The organism is Shewanella sp. 10N.7 (assembly GCF_020806285.1).
GTDB classification, from domain to species: domain Bacteria; phylum Pseudomonadota; class Gammaproteobacteria; order Enterobacterales; family Shewanellaceae; genus Shewanella; species Shewanella electrodiphila.
In genome coordinates this window covers 86,177-110,889 of the sequence record NZ_JAJGZS010000015.1, presented here as the reverse complement: position 1 = coordinate 110,889, position 24,713 = coordinate 86,177, and the positions used below count along the sequence as shown (strand labels likewise).

At 41.2% G+C, this 24,713-nt stretch carries 18 protein-coding genes; 14 read left to right on the top strand and 4 right to left on the bottom strand.

Features of this window, described 5'->3' with window-relative positions; translation table 11 throughout:
* The first annotated feature begins 2 nt into the window (after positions 1-2).
* Positions 3-1,250, top strand: a complete 1,248-nt coding sequence (locus LMH66_RS11285; RefSeq protein ID WP_102526510.1) for an alginate export family protein — start codon at positions 3-5, stop codon at positions 1,248-1,250.
* 131 nt (positions 1,251-1,381) lie between these two features.
* Here LMH66_RS11285 and LMH66_RS11280 read toward each other — a convergent pair whose 3' ends face one another.
* Positions 1,382-2,629: a dicarboxylate/amino acid:cation symporter gene (locus tag LMH66_RS11280; protein ID WP_102526509.1), complete on the bottom strand. Its 1,248-nt coding sequence runs from the start codon at positions 2,627-2,629 to the stop codon at positions 1,382-1,384.
* Positions 2,630-2,992: 363 nt separating this feature from the next.
* Between LMH66_RS11280 and LMH66_RS11275 the strand changes: the two genes are divergently transcribed.
* The 6 genes from LMH66_RS11275 (at position 2,993) to LMH66_RS11250 (ending at position 10,947) form a co-directional block, all read left to right on the top strand.
* Complete coding sequence (locus LMH66_RS11275; RefSeq protein ID WP_102526508.1) at positions 2,993-3,415, top strand: YqaA family protein; 423 nt, start codon at positions 2,993-2,995, stop codon at positions 3,413-3,415.
* 187 nt (positions 3,416-3,602) lie between these two features.
* Positions 3,603-6,434 (top strand): M16 family metallopeptidase, encoded by a 2,832-nt coding sequence (locus LMH66_RS11270; protein ID WP_229370120.1) that lies wholly within the window; start codon positions 3,603-3,605, stop codon positions 6,432-6,434.
* Positions 6,435-6,685: 251 nt separating this feature from the next.
* Entirely contained in the window at positions 6,686-8,278 is a 1,593-nt protein-coding gene (gene gshA / locus LMH66_RS11265) for a glutamate--cysteine ligase (RefSeq protein ID WP_229370116.1), read from the top strand.
* Positions 8,275-8,703 carry a hypothetical protein gene (locus LMH66_RS11260; RefSeq protein ID WP_229370113.1) on the top strand — a complete coding sequence of 143 codons (429 nt, stop codon included), beginning with the start codon at positions 8,275-8,277 and terminating at the stop codon, positions 8,701-8,703. Before gshA ends, LMH66_RS11260 begins: the two co-directional genes overlap by 4 nt.
* A gap of 223 nt (positions 8,704-8,926) precedes the next feature.
* A complete protein-coding gene (locus LMH66_RS11255; RefSeq protein ID WP_102526504.1) occupies positions 8,927-9,544 on the top strand; it encodes a hypothetical protein in 618 nt (205 codons plus the stop codon).
* A 224-nt stretch (positions 9,545-9,768) separates the two neighbouring features.
* Positions 9,769-10,947: a methyl-accepting chemotaxis protein gene (locus LMH66_RS11250; RefSeq protein ID WP_229370112.1), complete on the top strand. Its 1,179-nt coding sequence runs from the start codon at positions 9,769-9,771 to the stop codon at positions 10,945-10,947.
* Between the two features lie 68 nt (positions 10,948-11,015).
* Here the strand turns inward: LMH66_RS11250 and purK are convergent, their stop codons facing one another.
* Positions 11,016-12,137, bottom strand: a complete 1,122-nt coding sequence (gene purK / locus LMH66_RS11245; protein WP_102526502.1) for a 5-(carboxyamino)imidazole ribonucleotide synthase — start codon at positions 12,135-12,137, stop codon at positions 11,016-11,018.
* A complete protein-coding gene (gene purE / locus LMH66_RS11240) occupies positions 12,137-12,628 on the bottom strand; it encodes a 5-(carboxyamino)imidazole ribonucleotide mutase (protein ID WP_102526501.1) in 492 nt (163 codons plus the stop codon). The genes purK and purE overlap by 1 nt, the downstream gene beginning before the upstream one ends.
* 333 nt (positions 12,629-12,961) lie before the next feature.
* Here purE and LMH66_RS11235 point away from each other — a divergent pair, with 333 nt between their 5' ends.
* From LMH66_RS11235 to LMH66_RS11210, 6 genes are all read left to right on the top strand, one after another.
* Positions 12,962-13,711, top strand: a complete 750-nt coding sequence (locus tag LMH66_RS11235; RefSeq protein WP_229370110.1) for a transporter substrate-binding domain-containing protein — start codon at positions 12,962-12,964, stop codon at positions 13,709-13,711.
* Positions 13,712-13,807: 96 nt separating this feature from the next.
* Complete coding sequence (locus tag LMH66_RS11230) at positions 13,808-15,067, top strand: YfbK domain-containing protein (protein WP_229370109.1); 1,260 nt, start codon at positions 13,808-13,810, stop codon at positions 15,065-15,067.
* A gap of 143 nt (positions 15,068-15,210) precedes the next feature.
* Positions 15,211-15,798 carry a sigma-70 family RNA polymerase sigma factor gene (locus tag LMH66_RS11225; RefSeq protein ID WP_229370126.1) on the top strand — a complete coding sequence of 196 codons (588 nt, stop codon included), beginning with the start codon at positions 15,211-15,213 and terminating at the stop codon, positions 15,796-15,798.
* On the top strand, positions 15,791-16,657 hold the full coding sequence (locus tag LMH66_RS11220; RefSeq protein WP_229370107.1) for a hypothetical protein: 867 nt from the start codon (positions 15,791-15,793) through the stop codon (positions 16,655-16,657). The genes LMH66_RS11225 and LMH66_RS11220 overlap by 8 nt, the downstream gene beginning before the upstream one ends.
* Positions 16,658-16,921: 264 nt before the next feature.
* Positions 16,922-20,197: a S41 family peptidase gene (locus tag LMH66_RS11215; protein WP_229370106.1), complete on the top strand. Its 3,276-nt coding sequence runs from the start codon at positions 16,922-16,924 to the stop codon at positions 20,195-20,197.
* Between the two features lie 183 nt (positions 20,198-20,380).
* Entirely contained in the window at positions 20,381-20,692 is a 312-nt protein-coding gene (locus LMH66_RS11210) for a hypothetical protein (protein WP_102526496.1), read from the top strand.
* Positions 20,693-20,873: 181 nt separating this feature from the next.
* On the opposite strand, the gene LMH66_RS11205 is transcribed toward LMH66_RS11210, so the two are convergent.
* Positions 20,874-21,317, bottom strand: a complete 444-nt coding sequence (locus LMH66_RS11205; RefSeq protein WP_229370104.1) for an OsmC family protein — start codon at positions 21,315-21,317, stop codon at positions 20,874-20,876.
* A 401-nt stretch (positions 21,318-21,718) separates the two neighbouring features.
* Here LMH66_RS11205 and LMH66_RS11200 point away from each other — a divergent pair, with 401 nt between their 5' ends.
* A complete protein-coding gene (locus LMH66_RS11200) occupies positions 21,719-24,709 on the top strand; it encodes a TonB-dependent receptor (protein ID WP_229370102.1) in 2,991 nt (996 codons plus the stop codon).
* The last annotated feature ends 4 nt before the right edge of the window (positions 24,710-24,713 follow it).

The following is a 24,713-nucleotide window of genomic DNA, read 5'->3' as shown; positions in this document are numbered from 1 at the left end:
TGATGAGAAAGAACCAACTTGCAAGCTTAATCAATAAAAAGTTAGCCAAGTCTGCTTTGACTTTACTTGCACCTGCTTCATTGGCATTGATGGGCCAAGTACATGCAGCAGAAGCAACAACGATTGCAGAAGCGGTTACCGAGGGAAAGGTCAAGGTAGACCTTAACCTTCGTTATGAAATGGTTGAGCAAGATAACGCACTAAAAGATGCAGATGCTTTTACGCTACGTACTCGACTTACTTATGCCACAGCTGATTACTATGGTTTTAGTTCGTTAGTAGAGTTTGAAGATTCACGCGTCGTGGCTGGGGTTGATGATTACAACAACACTCTCGGTAAGAACCCTGATTATTCGGTGATTGCCGATCCAGAAACCACAGAGCTTGACCAATTCTTTTTAAAATACAATTACGAAGGTTTCACTGCTAAAGGTGGCCGCCAAGTGATTACCTTTGATAACCAACGTTTTGTTGGTCATGTAGGCTGGCGTCAAGATAGGCAGACCTTTGACGGGCTTATGCTTGAATATAAATTCAACGACGTTTTTAAAATTGATTACGGTTACATTACTCAACGTAATCGTATCTTTGCTGAAGAGAAAGATATCGATTCAAAAGATAATTTAATTAATGCTCAATTAAAAACGGGCTTCGGTACATTAAGTGCTTATGGTTACCTTCTGGAAGAAGATACCAATATTGAAAATGGTCTGGATACCTACGGTGTCCGTTTCGCGGGAAAAACCGATATTGGTGATATTAAAGTACTTTATTCTGCAGAGTACGCGACGCAAGACTCAGACACTGCAGGCCAATCTTATTCTGCTGATTATATGAGCGTTGAAGGTGGCATTGGACTTTCAATGGTCACATTCAAAATAGGTTATGAGCTGTTAGGATCTGATGGCGGCGACTATGGTTTCTCGACTCCATTGGCAACACTGCACGGCTTTAATGGTTGGACGGACCAATTCTTAACCACACCTAAACAAGGTTTAGCTGACTTGTATGCGTCGATTGGCGGTAACGTAATCGGTGGTAAATGGGCTGTGGCTTATCATGAGTTTGATGCAGATGAATCGAGTGCGGTTGTCGATGATTTAGGCTCAGAAATTAACGCGGTGTTTAGTGTACCATTCTATGATCACTATACTGTTGGTGTTAAGTATGCGGCTTACTCTGCAGGTGATGTGGCTGCGGGTAAAGTTGATACCGATAAAGGCTGGGTGTGGTTTAATGCCAAGTTCTAATGTTTATTTAAAACGCTACGTTTTAATGACAAAATTGTCGTAAAGCAGGCAATAAAAATGGCAGATGATTTCATCTGCCATTTTTGATTTTATCGCGCTATATCAAGCTGAACTAATGCTAATGCTAAAGCTTAAGCTGCTTGTTCAACTACTTTCTCATTTGAGTAAAATTGCTCTTCATCAAACTGACCTTCACTTTTACCAATAACAACAGCTGTCATCATATCGCCAGTGACATTGGTTGCAGTACGGATCATATCAATGACGCGGTCGATAGCGGCAATAAAGGCAATCCCTTCAAGCGGTAAACCCACAACACCTAGTGTTACGGTTAACATCACCATTGCACTTCCCGGCACGCCAGCAGTACCTACTGATGCTACCGTCGCTGTAACCGCAATTAACATATAGTCAGTCATGTCTAACGGAATACCGTAGATTTGAGCAATAAAGATAGCCGCAATTGCTGGGTAAATACCGCCACAACCGTCCATGTTCATGGTGGCGCCTAGTGGCAATACAAATGCGCTATAACGTTTTGATACACCCATTGATTCAGTACATTTATTACTGGCAGGCAATGTGCCAAAGCTTGATGCGGTGCTGAAAGCCACTAGTTGGGCAGGCATTGCTTTACGGAAAAACTGCACAGGGCTTAAGCGAGCTACAAACTTAATTAAACCGCCGTAAACGAAAATAATGTGAATTAATGCGGCAACGTAAATGGCTAAGATGAACTTACCAAGCGGAAGTAGAGTTGATAATCCATATTCGCCAACAACCCACGCCATTAAGCCAAATACACCAATTGGAGTCAGTTTTAACACCATACGAGTTAATTCAAACATCACTTCAGCACCCGCTGAAATGGTGTTTTTTAAAGGCGCTGCTTTTTCGCCAACGGTATTAATCGCTATACCGACTAACGCGGCAAAGACAATAATCTGGAGTACTTTACCTTCTGCTAGTGATGCAAAAGGGTTCTCGGGGATCATGTTCAGTAATACTTGAGCGAAGCCCGGAATATCTCGGTCACGCACTTCACTTGTTGCTAGCTCAATGCTGCCACCCATGTCGAATGAGCTACCAATGGCTAGGCCAATAAATGATGCGGCCGTACCTGTCAGCATAAACATGCCTAAGGTTTTGAGGCTGAGCCGCTTAAGGTTTGCTTGTGAGCCTAAAGAAGTAATGCTAACTACGATGGCACAAAATACTAACGGTGCGACCAGCATTTTAATGGCACTAATGAATAAGTCGCCTAGGGGCTTTAACATTATGGCGCTATCGCCAAGTGCGATACCTGCTAAAATACCAAATGCGAAACCCGCTAGCACTTTCTGCCAAAAAGGAATACGTTTCAAGGTTTGAAAAATCATTTCAATTCCAACTATTTATTATACTTGCTCTTTAAAGTAGGCAAGGGGATTATTATTTCAATAACCTAACACAATCACACATAAAGGCCATTGATAGTCATTGTTGATTTGTTTGTTACGAGCAAGAATACGTCGATAAGCCATATCATGTTCAGCTTATTTTAATATTGCTTAACTACAGTCTTTATCTGAACAATTTTCGAATTGTATTGAGTGTTCCAAGGTGGAACAAACCGTTTTTGATATAACTTATGCCAAAAACACAATATGTTAAATGCACTTTAAAATTCAACAACTTGCTAACTTTGTCGTCTGTATAGTTGAAAGTGTTTAAAACTCTATAGATATCATTAGGTAAAGTAAATGACTGCGTTATGGTTAATGTTTAGTGGGGCGTTTTTAGCGGCAACTTTGTTACCTGGAGGTTCAGAAGTTTTACTTGTGGCGTTGCTAACAGATGCGCCTGAAACTTGGGTATCTTTGCTGGTGGTTGCCAGCGTAGGTAATTCGTTAGGAGCGATTACAAGTTACTATTTAGGCTATTTAGGTCGATTTGCTAAGACGCCAGAGGACTTTGCCTCTAAAAAATACCAACATGGATTAAATTTAATTGAAAAATATGGCTACTGGGCATTACTCTTGTCTTGGCTACCTTTGATTGGTGATATTTTGTGTTTAATTGCAGGTTGGTTAAAGCTACCCATAGTCCCTTCTACAATCATGATTTTGATTGGCAAAACAATTCGATACTCTTTAATAGTAGCGGCCTTTATGTGGGCGTGGTAAAACGATAGTAATAGGCGTTTTACACCAAAGTATTTTATACGAATCGTATTTTATAAATAATGTCAGTGAGGCTTTTTTCAGCAATTGAATCAATAAGGTGAGATTTACTGAAACCCTATGTATTCCCTGCTGTCAGAGATGACATTAGCACATCTCACTGACCTTATATTTATTCAAGGAGAATAGAGTGAAAAAATGGATCTTAGCAGCGGCAATTTCAATCGCTATTAGTGGCTGCGCTCATGAAGCAACCACCTCTTCATCATTACCCGACGGGGTGACCTTACTTGAAACCGTTCAAGCATCAGATGCGATAGGCATCCCTTATAAAAAGTACCAACTTGAAAACGGCTTAACGGTCATTCTGCATCAAGACAGCTCAGATCCTTTAGTTCATGTTGATGTGACCTATCATGTGGGCTCAGCTCGCGAAGTGGCTGGCCGCAGTGGCTTTGCACATTTATTTGAGCACATGATGTTTCAAGGTTCGCAAAATGTGGGCGATGAACAACACTTTAAAGTGATCACCGAAGCAGGTGGCACCTTAAACGGCACCACTAATACCGACCGAACCAACTACTTTGAAACGGTGCCAAGTAATCAGCTAGAAAAAATGTTGTGGCTAGAGTCAGACCGAATGGGCTTTTTGTTGCCAGCGTTGACTAGCGAGAAGTTTGAAGTACAGCGTGAGACAGTTAAAAATGAACGAGCTCAGCGTATTGATAACCAGCCATATGGCCGTTTGAATGAGCGTTTCAATCAAGCAATGTTCCCAGCAGGGCACCCTTATTCTTGGCCAGTAATTGGCTGGCCTGAAGATTTAGAACGTGCCACGGTTGATGATGTTAGAAACTTTTTCAAACGTTGGTATGGCCCTAACAATGCAACATTAACCATTGGCGGTGACTTTGATGAAGTGCAAACCCTTGCCATGGTGAATAAGTACTTTGGTGAATTAGCACGTGGCCCTGAAGTGAATGCTGATCCGAAGACACCAGTGAGCCTAGATAAAACTCGTTATATCTCAATGGAAGATAAAGTGCATTTGCCACTTGTCTACATGGGATTCCCAACGGTATACGCTCGTCATCAAGATGAAGCCGCATTAGATTTATTAGCAAACATATTAGGTGGGGGTAAAACCTCATTACTCTATAAAAACCTAGTAAAAGATGGTTTTGCGGTGCAAGCCTCGGTAGGGCACCCGTGCCAAGAGTTATCTTGTCGTTTAACCTTATTTGCATTAGCTAACCCGGCTAGTGGTGCTAACCTTGCTGACCTTGAGCAAAAGATTACTGACTCTATTGCTGAATTTGAGCAACGCGGGGTGACTGACGATGATTTACAAAAAGTAAAAGTACAATTTGAGTCAGACACTATCTATGGCATGCAAAGTGTCAAAGGTAAGGTATCAACACTGGCTTATAATCAAACCTTTTTCGATAACCCGAATATGGTCGCAAGTGATCTTGAGCGATACGCCAGTGTCACGAAAGAAGACGTCATGCGCGTTTTCAACAAATATATTAAAGATAAACCGATGGTGGTGATGAGCGTTGTCCCAGAAGGTGCAAAACAGCTTATTGCAAAACCGGATAACTTTACGCCGACTATGCTACCTATTGCTGAGGAAGCGGTAACGGGCACTGAAAATGTCCGTCAAATTACCTCAAGCTTTGATCGCACAGTCATGCCGAAAGTTGGTGACGCCCCTGTACTTAAAGTACCTCAGCTTTGGACTGCATCATTAGCTAATGGTATTGAAGTCATGGGGACTGAAAGTAATGAAACCCCAACCGTTGAGTTATTAATTTATCTTGAAGGAGGAAATCGACTTCCTGAAATGGATAAAGCAGGCTTAGCTTCAATAACCGCGTCAATGCTAAACGAGTCAACTGAAAAGCGCACAACAGAAGAGTTAGCGGGCGCACTAGAAATGCTAGGTAGTCGTATTTCGTTCGGTGCATCAGCCACGCAAAGCTATATTCAAGTGTCGAGTTTGACAGAGAACCTAACGCCGACATTAGCTATTTTACAAGAAAAGTTATTTAGTCCAGCTTTTGCTGAGGCGGATTTTGAGCGCTTAAAGCAACAGGAAATTCAAGGTCTACAGCATCAAGAGTCAGATCCTAACTTTCTTGCTAGCCGTGGTTTTTCAAGCTTACTTTATGGCGATGATAGCCATTTAAGTGCTAATGCTGGTGGTACTCTTGAGACTGTATCAGGATTAACGCTTGATGATGTGAAGCAGTTTTATCAGCAGCAGTATAAAGCTGGCAATGCACAGATGGTCGTGGTGTCTGATTTAAATCAGCAAGAAATCATGCCTTCATTAGCAGTATTTGAGCAATGGCAAGGTCAAGCTAATGAGCCTATGGCATTACCACGATTGCCTAAGCTTGCTGGTGGCACCATTTATATCATTGATAAACCAGATGCTGCCCAATCAGTGATTAAAATGGGTAAACGTGCTTTACCTTATGATGCTACTGGTAATTACTTCAAAGCATTCTTAATGAATTATCCATTGGGCGGTGCGTTTAATAGTCGGATTAACTTAAATCTTCGTGAAGATAAAGGTTATACCTACGGCGCGCGTACTGGCTTTAATGGTAATGACTTAACTGGACGTTTTGAAGCTTCTGCAAGTGTGAGAAGTGATGTGACAGCGGAGTCAGTAACTGAATTTATTAATGAAATAAAGCAGTTCCAAAAAGACGGTATGACGGAAGAAGAGTTGGCCTTTATGCGCAGTTCGATTTCTCAAGGTAAAGCGTTAGATTATGAAACGCCATATCAAAAAGCAGGGTTTATGCGCATTATTCAGCGTTACAAACTGGCCGATGACTTTACTGAACAGCAAGCTGACATTGTTGAAAACATCACAGCGAAAGAGCTAAATAAGCTTGCGGCTGAACAGCTTAAATTATCTGAGATGATTATTGTCATTGTGGGTGATAAACAAGCTATTTCACCAAAGCTTGAAGCATTGGGCTATCCTATTAAGGTGATTAAATAAGTTTAGCTATTGCTTTTGAAGTTATAGACCCTATATAGCCTATATAGGGTCTGATACAATGAATAAAAACTAATAACGGTGACAATAAAAATGTTACCGTTTTTTCTTTATTAGGCGCTAAAATGTGATTAATTTCATTAATTGTATTTATTTATACAGTTTGGGAAATTATCTCGTCTAATATCGGGTCTAGCAGTTTGAACGTCGTGGATGTGAACGGCTAATACGAGCAACAATAAGAGAACAGCAAATTGAATTCATTCAATGAAACAATCGATCTTCTTTCTAACGGCGAAGGCCGTGAATCTTTACTTGGCATGCTACGTGGTATTGAACGTGAAGCATTACGTATCGATGACTCAGGTCAATTAGCAAAAGATGGCCACCCAGAAAAGCTAGGTTCTGCATTAACCCATTCTCGTATTACCACTGATTACAGTGAGTCATTGCTTGAGTTTATTACTCCTGTTAATACCAATATTGATACCTTATTAGAAGGCTTGACTCAAACTCATGCCTATAGCGTAAAAAACATGAATGGCCAGTCGCTATGGCCTGTGAGTATGCCGTGTTATGTGGGGGATGAAAAAGATATTCCGATTGCACGTTATGGCTGCTCAAATAACGGTAAAATGAAAACCTTATACCGTAAAGGTTTAACCCATAGATATGGCCCACTGATGCAGATTATTGCAGGGGTACATTTTAACTTTTCAGTATCAGAAAAGTTATGGGATAGCTTGTATGAGAACAGTGATAAAAGCTTAACGCGTCAAGATTTTATCTCAGAGTCTTACTTTGGCATGATCCGTAATTATCGCCGCCTGGTTTGGGTGTTGCCTTACTTCTTTGGTTCATCACCTGCGCTTTGTAGTTCTTTCATTAAAGGTCAGTCTACTGAGTTCGACTTTAAAACAACGGGTAAAGGCACCTTATACCTACCGTATGCAACGTCATTGCGTATGAGTGATTTAGGTTACACCAACCAAGAACAAGAACAGCTTAATATTAGCTACAACTCACTACCTGAGTATTTAAATGGTGTCGGTGAAGCCATCAGAATGCCTTCAGAAAGCTTTGCCAAAATTGGTGTCAAAGTGGATGGCGAATATCGCCAACTTAACAGCAATGTATTGCAAATCGAGAATGAATTTTACTCGCCTATTCGTGCTAAACGTGTGGCTAAGTCTGGCGAAAAACCTTCAGAGGCTTTGGCTAGAGCTGGGGTTGAATATATTGAAGTGCGTGCACTTGATGTTAACCCGTATAGCCCAATCGGGATTGATGCTAGTCAGGTCAAGTTCCTCGATTTATTCTTGCTGTATTGCTTGTTGTTGTCTTCAGAAAAAACCGATGCATCGGCTGAAGCTGAAATTGCTGCAAACCTTAAGGCGGTTGTGCTTGAAGGTCGTAAACCAGGCTTAGCATTGAGCCGTAATGGTCAACAAGTTGCCTTGAATGAGTGGTTAAATGATATTTTTGAGCCCATGACAAGAATTGCTAAATTACTTGATGGTGAAGGCACACAATACCAAGATGCGTTAACGCAGTGGCATGCGACGATTAACGATCCAAGCAAAACAATCTCTGGTCGTGTAATTGACGATGTGGTTAATCAAGGTATTGACCATGGCGTTTGGGTGAAACAATTATCTCAGCAATATCATGAGTATTTATCTAATTACCCATTGTCAGAATCGACTATGGCAGAGTATGAAGCAGAAGCTGCTGCATCTCTACAGCAACAAAAAGACGTTGAAACACAACCTTCTGTAGGATTTGATGAGTTTTTGGCTGACTACTTTGCTGATTTAGCTGAACCTGCAACAGCAGTGAATCAATGAGAAACATTGCGTTACTAGCTATTTCGGTTGTGTTGCTGCAAGGCTGCGCAACGTCTACTGAAGATGAACTGATTTGTGGTTCAGTGGCGAGTTATATTACGCCACCAGTCACAGACAGTTTATATCGTGTCGTGGTAACCCACCTTAACGGTAAACCAGTTATTTCACGTCCATATTATAAATTACCAGCGGGTGAACATCAGTTTACTGTTGCTGAGTTAATTGAATCGCCGGAACTGAAAGTTAAATTAGCTGCTCGACAAACTAAAACTATCCTGGTTGAGGTTGAACGAGAGCAGCGTTATCACTTAGTCGCTGAATTTAAACTAGATAAAGTTTACAACGGATTAAATACAGATTATTGGCAACCAGTTGTCTGGAAAAAAGAATCTTATGAGTGTGCGTTTGCCAATCCAATGGAGTAAGTTTGCGCGCATTTTCTATTCGTACACTTTCTATTCGTACACTTTCTATTCGTACACCGTTCTAAACCGTTCTAAACCATTCATTTGAACTGTAACCGCGTCGCCTTATGCTCAAGTAAGGCTTATGGCTAATTTTCTGGTAAACCCGATTGCATCTGTACTTCATAGATGTGAAAATCTAGCCCTATGATTGAGTTTGTATTCCGTTGATTTAAGGGCTTTTATGAAGTGGTTTTTCCGTGCTTTTAGCACCGTTATTCTTCTGCAACTTGCAGGCTGCGCTACACCACCGCCTAAAGAACCTGATAATTTATGTTCTATATTCCAAGAGAATCGCTCTTGGTATAAAGCCGCAGTCAATACCCGTGATAAATGGGGAGTACCTGTGCATGTCCCGTTAGCCATGATGTATCAAGAAAGTTCGTTTAAGCATAATGCCGCGCCGCCAATGGAATACTTTTTAGGTTTTATCCCAACAGGCAGAGCCAGTGATGCCTATGGTTATGCTCAAGCTAAAACCATGACTTGGGATGATTACGTGCGTGAAACTGGGAACTCTTGGTCGAGTCGCAGTAACTTTGATGACGCGATGGACTTTATGGGGTGGTTTATTTACAAAACCCATAAAATTAATGGCGTTTCAAAATGGGATGCCAAGAATCAATATTTGAATTACCACGAAGGTTGGGGCGGTTATAAACGTGGCACTTATAAGGCTAAAGCTTGGTTAGGGCCTGTGGCTGATCGTGTTGACGCCCGTTCTAAAACCTATGCTCAACAATACCGAACCTGTAAAGAGGATTTAGATTCTTCATGGTTATGGCGTTTGTTTTTCGGTTAAGCTGAGCTTAACAACTTGCCCCGCATTGTCGGGGCTTTTTTATGTCATTAATTTATGATTCTATTCAGAATAACACTAAACTTTCCTGACTATCTTCCGATAATAAATGTAGATATTGTGTTAATTTAGTGCTGTTGAGCACCCTATTAACTCAAAGATGAACCCTAAAAACCATAATAAGAACTGTTAGATTCGTATCATAAAAATTGTTTTCGGAACTCTATATGCAAAACCATAATGATAATAAATTGCAGACGAAATTACTTTTACCATTAATTTCGTTAGTGCTGCTGGCCATTGTTGTATCTCTGTTTTCACCCGCACAAGTCTCAAAAACTTATCTTGTTTGTCTATTAATCAGTTTAGGGTTAGCGCAATTAATCCTCGGTGTGTATTTATTTAAACAGCAAATACAAAAACGATTAAATGACTTAAGCCATTATCTTAGTTTGGTTATCAGTACCGAAACGGCGCCCGATAAACCAATTAAAGATCATGGTGATGATCAAATTGCTCATATTACTAATAGTCTCAGTGAGTTCATTGAAGACTTAAAGTCGGTAATTGATAATATTCGCAGTGATGCCAACGACGTAAAAGAAGGCTCTTATGAGCTTGCTTCGCAAATGGGGGCTGCTGAGTCTTCGGTCAACAAAAGCACCGATGAGAACGAGCAAATTACCGCATCACTCACTGAAATCATGCTCACAGCCGATGAGCTGTCGAATAATGCTGATGAACTTAAGTCCACCTCAGTTCAAGTTACAGAGCTATTAGCGCAAGGTTCAGATGATGCGCAAAATAATCAAAACTCAATGACCACATTTGCTAACGGTATTGAAAGTATGGTCTCTGATTTAGATCTACTGAACAGTGATAGCCAAAAAATCGGTAATGTACTAGAAGTGATTAAAAGCATTGCAGAGCAAACTAATTTGTTAGCACTTAATGCGGCCATTGAGGCTGCACGGGCTGGCGAGCAAGGGCGTGGTTTTGCTGTGGTTGCCGACGAGGTTCGAGCATTGGCGCATCGTACTCAAGAGTCGACCGTTGAGATCCAATCTATTGTACTCGAGTTGCAGGCTAAAGCCGGTAATGCTGTAAATGCTATTGGTGAAAGCCAACGGGTTACCCAAGAAAGTTTAATGCAATGTCAGCGTGTGACTCAGGCATTTGCTGATATTGGAAGGGCATTTCAGCAGCTAGATACGGTTGCCGGTAACATGACTTACAGTATTCAAGGCCAGCAAACTTCAACAGGAAGTATTAATACCCGTGCAATTGAAATCTCTCGCTTAAGCCATGAAGTGCAATTAAACCTTGAGGCCATTTCAAATAGAGCGCAGCAGCAAAAAGCCAGCTCAGAAAACTTGGAGCAAGTTCTCACAAGAGTGTGCATCTAGTCGGTTTGACGGATTCATAAAAAAAGGAGCCCTAGGCTCCTTTTTTTATGCAAAATATTAAGTCAATTCTAGCGACTAAACTCGTCTAAAATCCATGCTAATGGCGCCTGATATTGCTGTGGCATCCATTGCTGCAGTTGGCCAATACTGTCATTAACCATATCGTTACTGTGTGCTGAAAGATTAAGATGTCCTACCTTGCGGCCAACTCGCACTTCTTTGTTATACCAAAATAACTCTGCATTAGGCAGGCTTAACCAGCGGTCATCTTTATCGACACCAATTAAGTTAACCATGACACACTGGAAGTTAACTTGTGGCTTATGGATAGGTAATCCACACAGTGCACGAAGGTGTAATTCAAATTGGTTAATGTGGCAACCTGATTGAGTCCAATGCCCAGAATTATGAACGCGAGGAGCAAGTTCGTTAACGAGCAGTTTATCACCGACTCTGAAACACTCCATCGCCATCACACCCACATATTCAAGCTCGTCCATAACACTGGTTAGCATTGCTTCAGCTTGTGGTTGAAGATGGTCGAGACGAGTTAACGGTGCAATAGAGGCCATTAAAATGCCGTCTTGATGCAAGTTAAGTGTAAGTGGGTAAAAAACACATTCGCCAGTTTGGGTTCTCACACCAACAATCGATACTTCTTCATCAAAGTTGATCGCTTGCTCTGCAATGGCTTCGTTACGCCAGTCAGCAGGAATGTCAGTCGCTTCAGCTTGTTTTAGCCAATGTTGACCTTTGCCATCATAACCACCAGTGCGGCGCTTTAATAAAACCCGATCACCGTATTGCTGATGTAATGCCTCAGTTTGAGTGTTGTCATCGACCAATTCCCAAGGGGAAGTCGGCACTGATAACTCATCTAATAGGCTTTTTTGAGTAAAGCGATCTGCTAAACGGCCAAATACATGGCCATTAATAAAATGCGGGTGTTCGCTTAATTGTAAACTCAAGCTTGATTCAGGCCATTGTTCACGTTCAGCAGTAATGATATCAGTACCCTGTAGCGGTAAACGCTCATCTGATGGCGTCATGATATCCACTGGGCGAACATTAATCGCTAGTGGCTGGCCTGCATGAGATAACATCGCGCCTAATTGGCCATCGCCTAATACCCAAACATTGTGTTGTTTTGCTGGTGTTTGCGTGTTTGACTGAGAGTCCTGCTTAGACATTAAGCTTCCCTCGGATCTGGATTATCAAGAATCGTGTTAGTTTGATCTTCGCGGAATGCATCTAAACGAGCTGCAAGTTCAGCATCGGTAACTGCCAAGATTTGGCTTGCTAATAAACCTGCATTGAACGCACCAGCTGTGCCAATAGCTAACGTACCAACAGCAATACCTTTAGGCATTTGTACTATTGAAAGCAAGCTGTCCATACCTGAAAGCGCTTTACTTTGCACTGGGACACCTAGCACAGGTAAGCGAGTTTTTGACGCTATCATACCTGGTAAATGTGCTGCACCACCGGCACCACCAATAATGACCTTATAGCCTTTATCTGCAGCGGTACTTGCAAAATCCATTAGTTTGTCAGGAGTGCGATGCGCTGAGACAACTTCAACATGATATGGCACCTGAAGCTTATCCATAATTTCTGCGGCGGCTTCCATGGTCGGCCAATCACTCTTAGATCCCATTACTACGGCAACAAGGGCTTGCATGATAACTCCTTAACACACTTATATTATTAGGTTATTTTTACTTTTATCCTGTATAGGGCACAGGGTTTATAACTTGCTGAAAGCTCGCTATAAAAAAGGGGCTAGATAATATCATGTTGGCTTTATTTTGGCTGCTTTTCAGTGTTTTCTGCGGCTGAAACTCAGTTTCTGATTGCGAATGCTAAAACTCTCCTCTAATGTTAACCACATAGGCTTTAAACTCGGAGGCAATCTATGGCATTCCAAAGGTTAAAGACTAAGGGACTAGTTTTTTACATTACATTGTTTTTTATTATTATAAATCAACCTTCTTACGCAACTGTACAGGCTGTTATGTTGACGGAAGTAGATGAGACGATTGTGTCTATTGCTGGTAATGAAGAAATGGAAGTGCTTTCTTTACTCACTGAATTTAGTGATAACCAGCTGTCGTTTGAACAGCAGCAAGTCAGTATGACTCGTGGTTGGTTAGAGCTGTCTAAACAGCAAAATAGTTGCATGTTTAATAAGATTAAAACCCCCGAACGACTTGAAGTTGCAAGCTTTTCACATTACCCCATCACTATTTACCCACCATTGAGATTAATCGTGCTCGCTAAAAATCAGCAGATTTTTGCACAGCAATTAGATTTAGCCAATATGCCCGCAAACACACAGGCGCAGATAGGTGTAGTTAAAGACAGAGCCTATGGCGAGTACATTGATCAACAAATAACTAAAAGACCTCATGAATTTTATGTTCGTGGTGGTGTTAGCTCCTCTAATAAGTTAATTGAGATGCTCAAGGCTGAAAGGGTACTTGGGGTGATTGAATATAGTGAAGTGGTGGATGCTTATTTACGTGAATACAACAAATCTCTTGATTATATTTCGATACCTATTCGCCACGTTGAACAGCCTATTTATGGCTATATTGCCTGCTCTAAAGGTGATAAAGGCGATAAGATAACCGCTGAAATTGATCGCATTATGGCGCAGCAAAGCTTTCAAGAAGCGTTTATTAGAATGCATGATGATTATTTTGGTGAGGCTGAGAAAGCCATTTTAATCCCAGAACTGGAATTACTCTTTAATCTCAGGTGAACTGAAAAAGATTAAAATAAATAACCCTTTTTGATTTTTGTTACGTTATTACTAATAAGGTTGGTATCAATCAACGTTTTGGTAATGAGGCTTAATATGACAAAGCAAAATCGAAATGGGTTCAAACATCAATGTTACCTCGCGACTTTAACCGCGATGTTAGCGACTTCAATGTGCATCAACGCTGAAGAAATTCAGCAAATCGCTAAAAGTGAAAAAGTACAAGCCGTTAGTACTGACCCTATTTCATTACCTAAGAAGCCTTCTTACCCACCGGTTAAACCAGGCTTTTACCAAGGTAACTTAACCCTCAGCGGTCATGGCGGAAATATGGTGACAGGCGAAACCCCGGTGTCACGATTTAGTTTTATGTCAAACCGTGATGACTATGAATTATTAACCCAAGCGGTGAATAAAAATAGCTTACCAGAACGCAATCAAGTGGCGAGTCATCAGTTGATTAATCGCTTTGATTATCAATTTTCCCACAATGTTAATGATGTCGTGCTCTTATCCAATAACTATGTGTTGGCAACAGAACTTGCACCATCCCCTTATAACCGTGATACAGAATTATTGTTAATCAGTATTGAGTTAACTAAAGAGGCCAGTGATAAAGCGGCACTTGGCTTTAATTGGTTACAAGCGACGGTTAACTTTAACCCAAGACTCGTGTCAGAATACCGTATGATCGGCTTTGAAAATGCGCATCAAACCTCATCGCACCCAAGAACAATGAAGCTCAGTTATCGTCGCCAGTATGTGGCGCTTTATGAGCTTAGATTTAATGAATCTATTGAAAATCAGCCCAATAGCTCTATCAATCACTCGAACAATGATTCAATCATTAACAAATACAGTGCCAATGAGTTAGCCACGTTATCCTTGTCCGATGCACGCTCGACATCAGGGCAACAATTAATCAAGCCGCAGCCTATTGATATTCATCAGCAGCAGAAGTTTTTTGAACACACGAGTAACGAATTTAGATTCGCAGCAGCAGTCGCAGGCTTAGGGCAGTTAATTAACATGAATAATTATGTGCATGACTTCGATTACCAACAACTGATTGAAATTGCTGAAGGTTCAAAAGGTGAAGATTTCGATGGTGAACGCACAGAGTTCATTGCGCTAGCCAAGTCTGTAGCCGTTATTGCCTCAGACAGTAAATTGAGGGATGCGCGCAGTAAAAAACAGGTGGTACCACCACATGAGCGGGAGCCTTATCCAATGCCGTATCCAATAAAATCTAAACATGCCGGTGAGCTACCTGAGGGAAAACAAAAATTGATATTGCCTGTAAAGCCAGTGCTTGAACCTGTTCCTAAGCCTTTGCCGGTAAATAATCATATTTAGTAGACAATAACTGCTGGTCTGGGCAAACTGGTTTAATGCAATTAAAACAGCAAATAAGCCAGGTAGCCTGAGTGAAAGACTTAGATTCAAATAACAGCGATTCGAATAAGCCAGACTCGAATAAGCAAAGCTCTGATAGTGCAATGGGAATATCAGATGAGCAACTCATGTTGAATTATCAGCAAGGTGATACTGCGGCATTTGAGCAGTTATATTCTAAGCATAAAGGCCCGTTATATCGCTATTTTGTTCGCCAGTTGAGCCAGAAATCATTGGCTGAAGACTTGTATCAAGATACCTGGGGCAAAGTGATAAAAGCAGCGGGTAATTATCAAGTTACAGCCAAGTTCACTACTTGGTTATATCGCATCGCCCATAATTTATTAATCGATCATGTTAGAGCGGTAAAACCGCTTGATGAAGCTGCTGATATGGGAGACGAGACTATGGATAACTTTGATGCCAGTATTAATAATGAGCAAGCTCATGGCCGTCCTGATGAGCAGCTTGAAGATGAACAAAAAGCCAAATTACTTAAGTCCTGTGTAGCCAGTTTACCTGCAGTTCAAAAAGAGGCTTTTTTACTTAATATAGAATTAGGGTTAACCGCAGCCGCAATTAGTGATATTGCTGATGTCACTTTAGAAGCCACTAAAAGCCGTATTCGATATGCCTATCAAAGCATTAAGCAATGCGTTGCCGCTAAATGGCAAGGGGTAACACATGACTGATCGTCATCAGACAGATAAAGATGCAATGAGTGATGAAGAGTTTATTGCCTTACAGCAAGAAATCTCAGCACTCTATAAGCAGCAAGCCCTTGAACGGCCTTCAGCCGCAATTGATGCCGCTATTTTATTACAAGCGAAAGCGACTCAGGCATCTTCATTAAAAAATAATGTGAATACTGCCGAGAAAAGTAATCTTGTCCAATTAAGTTTTTGGAAAAAGCATCGCTTGCCCATATCAAGTGCAGCTTCTGTGATGCTTATTGCTTCAGTGATGTTACTTAACCCAGAACTCAAACAACATGCAGTGTCGGAACTTGATGATAGTGTTCCTGTTATGTCTGATGTAGCAGATCCTGTTCAAATGGCTGCACCTGTTCAAACAGCAGAACCGGCAACTGTAAAAGCGCCAGTTATGGACGCAACCGGAGTAACATCGTCAGAAGCAGCTTATATGAATGAGAGCAAAAATACCCCTATGCCACAGGCTCGTGTACAAGGGTTTGATGCACAAATCCCGCAAACCAATAAGACAGGCGTTCGTGGTCAAATGAAAATGGAGTCTGCAGAAGGGGTTAGTGTAGGCGAAGCACTTACATCTTCATCGTCTACCGAACCTAGACTTGAGCGTACTGACATTGAGCGAAATCGCACTGAACTTGATCGAACAGCCCCTAGAATGCATGTTGATTCAGCAGAAAAGGCAGTCATGCAGCTCAGTGAATTGGTCGAATCAGAAGATTATGTTCAAGCGGAACGTTATATGCTCACTATCGAACAACGATTCCCGAATATTGTTAATCCACAGCACCCGCAATATGATGCTTTCAAAAAACTAAAACAGCAATTAACATCCCAGTAAAACAGTGATGCATTCCATAGCCCAGTGTTATCAAGATTGATAACGCTGGGCTGCTTATGAACCATTAGTCGCGAATATTGCTTTAGATATTGATATATAAGAATTTTATTCAACAGAACATCTTCTGTCGCATTAAACATTAATTTGGTTACAATTTCCTATCATTTAAATGATGTTTTCCTCCACTTTACTGCTGCTTATTAACCATTTATTTGCTAATTTGAGTCCTTGAAAATAATAATATTTACAAGGATTTTTCTGACTATGAAACTTCGCCACTCAGTTACTGCATGTTTACTGGCATTAGGTTTATGCAGTACTTCAACTTTTGCGCTCGATACAAACAATCAAGGTTATTACCGAGCCCCTGCCTTACATGACCAAACCGTGGTCTTTACCGCAGAAGGCGACTTGTGGACCAGTCAGTTAAATCAAACAAACGCTAAACGCATCACCACTCAAGCGGCTGAAGAGTTAGACGCGACAATATCTAAAGATGGACAATGGCTAGCCTATACCGCGAATTATGACGGGGCGACAGAAGTCTATGTTATGCCAATTGGCGGAGGAGTAGCCAAACGGGTAAGTTTTGAAAACAGCCGTGTCAGATTACAAGGCTGGACTGCTTCAGGAGAAGTGCTTTACTCAACAGACAATGCCCATGGCCCAGCGAATTATTGGGTACTGAAAACCGTTAATCCTAACTCATTGGCTGTAACGGATTTACCGCTTGCAGATGCGATTGAAGGTTCGATAGATGAACAGGGTAAGTACGTATACTTCACCCAGTTTGGCTTACAGGCCAGCGGCGACAATGCCAAAGTTTACCGAGGTGGAGCACTGGGCGAGATTTGGCGCTTCGAGCTTGGCAGCGAAAATGAAGCGCAAAAACTAACAACGGCGCATCAAGGTTCAGTAAGACAACCTATGCTGTGGCAACAAAGATTGTATTTTGTCAGTGACCAATCAGGAAATGACAACATCTGGTCAATGCAGCTTAATGGCAGTGATATTAAGCAGCACACCAAGTTCAATGAATGGCAGGTACGTGATGCGACCCTAAATCAAGGCCGAGTTATTTTCCAACACGGTGCAGATTTAAAAGTGTTTGATATTGCTAATCAAAACTCATCAATCATTAATGTCAGTTTGACTTCTGATTTCCCTCATCGCCGTGAACATTGGATAAACGATCCGATGGAATTCGCGACCTCTGTCGAGTTTGCCGCGAAAGGTGACAAAGCGGTTATAACAGCAAGAAGCCATGTTGCAGTTGCCAGCCATGATGGCAGCCGATTAGTGCAGATTCAAAGTCCTGCTGAATCTCGCATTCGAGACGGCGTATTAAGCGTTGATGGCAAGTGGGTATACGGCATCAGTGATGCATCAGGTCAGCAAGAAATATGGAAATTCCCAGCTGATGGCACCAAAGGGGCTAAGCAGTTAACCAAAGATGGCAGTAGCCTTCGCACTAGCTTACATTTATCTCCAGATGGCCGCTATATTGCTCACGATGATTATGATGGCAATGTTTGGTTGCTAGATTTGAAAAAAGGTAACAATCAAAAAATCATTACTAACGGCGAAGGATTAGGTGAATACCCTAATATCGTTTGGTCTGCTAACAGCCAACTTATTGCGGTAACGAAAGCTGAAATCGGTAAGCAGCGACCGCAAATCGTGCTTTATTCTTTATCTGAAGAAAAGTCTACATCACTAACCAGTGATAAGTATGAGTCGTACTCGCCAAGTTTCAGTCCTGATGGGCAGTGGTTATATTTTTTATCAAATCGTCACTTTGATGCCACACCGGGTTCGCCTTGGGGTGATAGAAATATGGGGCCGATTTTTGATAAACGGACACAAGTTTTTGCTATCGCATTAAATGAAAAAGCCCTGTTTCCATTTGTTAAACCAACCGAGCTTAATGCAGCGCAATTAGCTGCTACTTCTGATGATGAAGAGAACACCACTAAAAAGGCTAAAGTGGATTGGAAAGGGATTAAACAGCGACTATGGCAAGTGCCTATCACTGCAGGTAATTATGACAAATTGACAGTGTTAAAAGATAAGTTCTACTTGTTAGACACTCATGCAAACAAAACCAGTTTGAAATTAGTTAAGTTTGATCACTTATCTGCAGACGTTAGCGAGTTTGCTGCTGATATCGCTGATTACCAGGTGTCTGCTAATGGTGAAAAACTGCTGATTACTAAGCAGTCTAATCCGAGTGAATTACACATAGTTACAGCGGGCGATAAACTACCTGCTGAGCTTAAAAACACCAAAGTAGACACGGCTCAGTGGCAATTAGCCATATCGCCAATGCAAGAGTGGCAACAAATCTTTGAAGATGCCTGGTTAATGCACCGAGATTCATTTTATGACAAAAATATGCGTGGTAAAGATTGGACTGAAATAAAGAAAAAGTACCAACCTTTGCTAGCAAGGCTGACTGACAGAAATGAACTAAATGACATTTTCAAACAAATGATGGGTGAACTTGACGCTTTGCACTCACAAGTCAGGGGTGGCGACATTGCTAAAAATGACACTGCAACAGGAGCAAGTTTAGGCGCGCGATTAACGCAAACTTCAAAAGGCATAGTAATAAGCCATATTTATCAAAATGATCCTGAGTTACCAAGCCAAGCATCACCATTAGCACGTATCGAAGTTGATGCTAAAGAAGGTGATATTATTTTGGCGATTAACGGCAAACCAGTCACTAATATTGCAGAAGTGACCCAAGGGCTTAGAAACCAAGCAAAAAAACAAGTATTACTAGAGTTAAAGCGCGGTAAACGCAGCCATAGCACGATTGTGGTTCCTCATGAAAATAACACCGACGCAAAATTACGTTATTTAGATTGGGTCAATAACAATGCCACTAAAGTGACCGAAGCCAGCGATGGCAAAATGGGCTACTTACACTTATATGCTATGGGCTCGGGTGACATTGAAAGTTTCGCCCGTGAATTTTATACCAACTATGATAAAGAAGGCTTAATCATCGATGTTCGTCGTAACCGAGGCGGCAATATTGATAGTTGGATTATTGAGAAACTACTGCGCCGTGCGTGGGCATTTTGGCAGCCAACACATGGGTCTGCTAGTACCAATATGCAGCAGACCTTCAGAGGGCATTTAGTCGTGTTAGCTGATCAAATGACGTATTCCGATGGAGAAACCTTTTCTGCAGGGATTAAAGCCTTAGGTATTGCCCCTGTGATTGGTAAGCAAACAGCGGGAGCAGGTGTGTGGCTTTCAGGTCGAAACCGTCTTACAGATAAAGGCATGGCACGTGTGGCTGAATACCCACAATATGCAATGGATGGACGTTGGATTGTTGAAGGTTTTGGGGTGACACCAGATATTGAAGTCGATAACTTACCTTATGCCACCTTCAGTGGTGTTGATGCTCAGCTCAATAAAGCTATTAGTTACCTAAAAGATGAAATGGTGCAGACGCCTATTTTACCGTTAAAAGCACTACCAATCCCTGAGACTGGCGCTGCGAAAGATATCTTGCCGCAATAAATATTTTGCAGCATTTCTAATGAAAAGCCGCTGTCGAAAAAGTAGTCGACAGCGGCTTTTATTTTATGTAGTTTAAGCGTTAAAGTTTGGCCTGTAAGCCAAAAGGTTGATTCATTATTGTCGTCAGAGCAAGATGAATATAACCCTAAAATATGGAAATCGAATTCAAATCTAAGGATGGATATGAGTGACTTTAGTTATTCAAAACAAGTAAAACTCGAGTCGTTGATTGCGGGCGGAAAGTGGCGATTTGTTTTTCTACACGGCGTATTGGGCTGGGGAATTTCAACGGCTTTTATTATCTTTGTTATCGACCATTTCGTCATGAACACCCAATTAGTCAACTCATTTACTCAAGCGCTAATGATCTATCCCGCGGCAGGTTTTTTGTTTGGTCTTGTTATGTGGACAATGGTCAATAATGAATATCGTAAGATGTTTATGGGCTATAGTGAACAGCAAAAAATGAGCCCTAAGGTTCAGTCAAAACACTGAGTTAAACATTGAGTCAGACACTTACTCAAAACACAGGTTCAAAACACAGGCTCACTTCCTGTTTTCCTAACTAAGTTTACGAATTAAGCTTATGATATGGGTTAATTACTAGACTTACATTTCCATATTGAAAAGCCACTCAATTGAGTGGCTTTTCAAGTGTTTATCGCAGGTAAACTAGTTACAGATTAATCTCTACTTCAGAGTTAATACTATTGGCAATAAAGCAATTGGCATGCGCTTTATCGTGAATCTTTTGCAGGACTTCTTGGCTCACTTCTACACCATCAGCAAATATTACTTGTGGATTAAGACACATCTTAGTCACAGATAATTTTCCCGATTCATTTTTACCTAACTCGGCCTTGGCGTTGTCAGTGTAAGTTTCAACGGTGAGCCGTTTTAGATGAGCTATGGCTAAAAAAGTTAACATATGGCATGAGGATAATGCTGCCAACAAACTCTCTTCAGGATTTACCTTAGCTTCATTACCCTTGTATTCTGGCGCTGAAGAAGCATTAACCACTTGGCCTGAACCGAACTCAATTTGGTGGTCTCGGTTAAATTCTGGTGCAGTATGCTCAAAGTGATCCGCTTGCCACTTTACCGTTAACTTAAAACCCATCTAAAAATCCTTTATTAACAATTTCAAATATTTAGATAAGCTTTTTTGAGTAAAACATCAAATGATGTAAAAGCATTTGCCTAGATATTTTTCGCTGAACAAGCATTTTACCTAAGTGACTGATGAAATCTACTAAAGCTTAGATATTTAAAGACTAGCCTAGAGTAAAAATTCCTTTGCAATATTTATTTGGATAGTTTTTATCCGATTTTTCATCCTCTTAGCCTTTATTTAATAGCCTTAATTGTTAATCAAATGTTATGAATACGTATGCAATAAATTGAGGCGAATACTTATCCATGACTACTATAACCAAATAATAATGCCTGATATTCCATTAGTCTGAGTCGTATAACTGAATGTTGGGTGACTATAAAGTCAGTAAGGTGAGGGGAAACTCAATGTTCAATTGTAAACCTAGTGTTTTATCGCTAGCGCTAGCGGCGGCAGGAGTCAGTTTTATATTAACTCCTAGTCAGGCTTTGGCAGCCGATGAGGTAAAAACACAATCAGTCCAGTCATCAACAGCTGATGTTGAAGTCCAAGCGACTGAAAGCACGACACCTACCAATGTGTTAGCAGAATCTAACCCTGAGGCTGTGGAAGAAGACACAGATATCGAACGGATTAATGTGACTGGATATAGTCGCAGCTTAATTGATTCTCTCAACTCAAAACGCTATGGGGATACCGTTTCTGAGCAACTATCAGCAGATGACTTAGGTGCACTGCCTGATGTATCAATGGCTGATGCATTAACGCGACTACCGGGTATTTCAGCGGTACGTACAGGTGGCCAAGCTGCAGAAATCAATATTCGTGGTATGTCTGGAGGCTTTGTCTTTTCAACTTTAAATGGGCGTGAGCAGGTATCGACAAGTGGTTCACGTAGTATTGAGTTTGACCAATATCCTTCAGAGTTAATCAGTTCAGCTGCAGTTTATAAATCGCCAAAAGCATCACTCATCGAAGGTGGTGTAGCGGGTACGGTTGAACTTACTACCGTCAGCCCATTAAGCAAAGAAAAACAACACAACTTTACAGCTAATGTTCGTGGCATGTATAACGACCGCGCTGACGAAGTGTTTGGCGCAGAAGAGTTTGGTCATCGCTTAAGCTTCTCGTATCAAGGTAAGTTCTTAGAAGATACCTTAGGGGTGGCTGTTGGATATGCAAGGCTTGAGCAACCCAGTGTCGCGACGCAATTTGTAGGCTTTGCTTATAATGGCTCGTTAGATGTTGATGGCTTAGAGAATGATACTAATGGGCCTGTTGGCGATGACGGTGACATGAGCAATGTCCATAAAGAATACCTAGGTGAAGGCTTCGAGTTACAACATTTAGGCGGTGTTGAAACCCGAAATGGCTACATGGGGGCTATTGAGTGGGCACCTGTTGAAAACTTTGTCCTGAAGGCAGATGCTTTTATTTCTCGTTTTGATAGTGAAGCTTTTGCTCGTGGTTTTAGGGTAAAACTTGATGGTGAAAATGCCAATATTCATAACCCTGTATTAGATGGTAATGCAGTGGTTGGTGGTAATTTCGGGCGTAAATCAAAAGACAGTAATACTCGCGTTGAAATCGTCAACGATGACAATCAAGATTTTGATGAAGTAAACAGCTTTGGCATCAATGCTGATTGGCAAGTCACTGATAATTTAAATGTAAATTTAGATGTGTCGTTATCGTCAGCTAAAAGTGATTTCCGTAATGGTTTGCTATGGTCTAACGTTGCAGAAGATGCCACCATCGATTCACCCATATTTGATAATGATGTGGCAATCAACTATCTACTTAATGGTTTAAATCTACCTGATGTGGGTTTTAATCAGGCTGATGACTTTTCAAATATAGATAAAGTGATGGTGAGTAAATACGGTATTTACCCCTTTGTAAATGAGGATGAATTAACTGCATTTCGTTTAGATTTCACCTATGAACTTGATAATGATTTTATCTCAAGTATAGAGTTTGGTGGTCGCTACTCTGATCGTACCTACTCAAATGATCGCTCGGTATTTGAATATGGTGCTGATAATGCCTTTTCTGAATCGCAACCACCACTTAGGTTAACTGATGAAATGGCCACAGTGGTCGACTGGGAAGGGGACTTTGGTTACTTCCCTTCATATCTAGCGATTGATGTAGATAAAGCGCTCAATGCCTGGTTCCCTGATGGCACACCGCAACCTGTACAAACTTGGGGTAATTCTGCTGGAGTCATTGACGCGAAAGGTTATGAAAATGGTTACTCATGGACCATGCTGCAAAGCGGGGAGGTATACGAAGAGGTCTTTTCTGGTTATGTGATGGCTAATATCGATCTAGAAATAGGCAGCTTGCCTATAACGGGTAACTTTGGCGTGCGTGTGGTTAACACTGACCAATCAGCAACCATGTTGCAAAATGTCGGTGGGGAGCCTGAGTTAGGTGCGCAAAACATTACAGACGACATAGGCATTATCAATCAACACTATGCGCGCACAGTTCAAGGTATTAGCTATACAGATTATTTGCCATCGATAAACCTTAATTTCAAATTAAATGATGAGTCTCAATTGCGCTTTGCGGCCGCGAAAGTGATGTCTCGCCCGCCAATCAATCGTCTTGCTGGCGATATTAGTGCAACGGTTTCAGATGATGGCGAAATCAATGGTTCCAGTACTAACAATCCTTTCTTAAAACCATTTTATGCCGATCAGTATGATTTATCTTATGAATACTACCTTGATGACGGTGCGATAGTTGCCGCAGTATTCTACAAAAATATTGACTCATTCATTGATACCATTGGTATCACTGATTTCGATTTTGCAGGGAATGGCTTTAATGTCCCAGAATACAAAGAGCTTGATAATAATTCCCGTGTACCCACCTATAACGGCACTTATACCACCGCAGTAAATAATGCTAACGGTGGTTACATCCGCGGCCTGGAATTAGCTTATACCCAAGTATTTTCAACCTTACCTGATGCTTGGTCAGGCTTAGGCTTTAATGCCAGTTATTCCTATACCGAATCAGAGGTTGAATCTATCACCAGTTTAGGTGGTGATACAACGATTCAATCATTACCTGGATTATCTAATAACGTTGCTAATGCAACACTGTTCTATTCCTATGAAGGCTTTGAAACCCGAGTGAGTGCGCGTTATCGCGATGAGTTTGTGTCAGAACAAGTGGCGATTAATGAGCAAGTGGTCAACTTTGATGGTGAGACAGTCATTGACTATCAAGCGTCTTATCAAGTCACTGATGGGTTAGGTGTGTTATTTCAAGTAAACAATTTAACCGATGAACCCACCAAAAGTTATTTTGGCACCCAGCAAAAAACAGGAACGATTCAATATTTTGGGCGTGAATATTATTTGGGGTTCACTTATGCAATGTAATCAC

Coding starts and splice junctions, on each gene's coding strand:
- LMH66_RS11285 (WP_102526510.1), top strand. CDS start 3: ATGAGAAAGAACCAACTTGCAAGCTTAATCAATAAAAAGTTAGCCAAG.
- LMH66_RS11280 (WP_102526509.1), bottom strand. CDS start 2,629: ATGATTTTTCAAACCTTGAAACGTATTCCTTTTTGGCAGAAAGTGCTA.
- LMH66_RS11275 (WP_102526508.1), top strand. CDS start 2,993: ATGACTGCGTTATGGTTAATGTTTAGTGGGGCGTTTTTAGCGGCAACT.
- LMH66_RS11260 (WP_229370113.1), top strand. CDS start 8,275: ATGAGAAACATTGCGTTACTAGCTATTTCGGTTGTGTTGCTGCAAGGC.
- LMH66_RS11255 (WP_102526504.1), top strand. CDS start 8,927: ATGAAGTGGTTTTTCCGTGCTTTTAGCACCGTTATTCTTCTGCAACTT.
- LMH66_RS11250 (WP_229370112.1), top strand. CDS start 9,769: ATGCAAAACCATAATGATAATAAATTGCAGACGAAATTACTTTTACCA.
- purK (WP_102526502.1), bottom strand. CDS start 12,137: ATGTCTAAGCAGGACTCTCAGTCAAACACGCAAACACCAGCAAAACAA.
- purE (WP_102526501.1), bottom strand. CDS start 12,628: ATGCAAGCCCTTGTTGCCGTAGTAATGGGATCTAAGAGTGATTGGCCG.
- LMH66_RS11235 (WP_229370110.1), top strand. CDS start 12,962: ATGTTGACGGAAGTAGATGAGACGATTGTGTCTATTGCTGGTAATGAA.
- LMH66_RS11230 (WP_229370109.1), top strand. CDS start 13,808: ATGACAAAGCAAAATCGAAATGGGTTCAAACATCAATGTTACCTCGCG.
- LMH66_RS11225 (WP_229370126.1), top strand. CDS start 15,211: ATGGGAATATCAGATGAGCAACTCATGTTGAATTATCAGCAAGGTGAT.
- LMH66_RS11220 (WP_229370107.1), top strand. CDS start 15,791: ATGACTGATCGTCATCAGACAGATAAAGATGCAATGAGTGATGAAGAG.
- LMH66_RS11215 (WP_229370106.1), top strand. CDS start 16,922: ATGAAACTTCGCCACTCAGTTACTGCATGTTTACTGGCATTAGGTTTA.
- LMH66_RS11210 (WP_102526496.1), top strand. CDS start 20,381: ATGAGTGACTTTAGTTATTCAAAACAAGTAAAACTCGAGTCGTTGATT.
- LMH66_RS11205 (WP_229370104.1), bottom strand. CDS start 21,317: ATGGGTTTTAAGTTAACGGTAAAGTGGCAAGCGGATCACTTTGAGCAT.
- LMH66_RS11200 (WP_229370102.1), top strand. CDS start 21,719: ATGTTCAATTGTAAACCTAGTGTTTTATCGCTAGCGCTAGCGGCGGCA.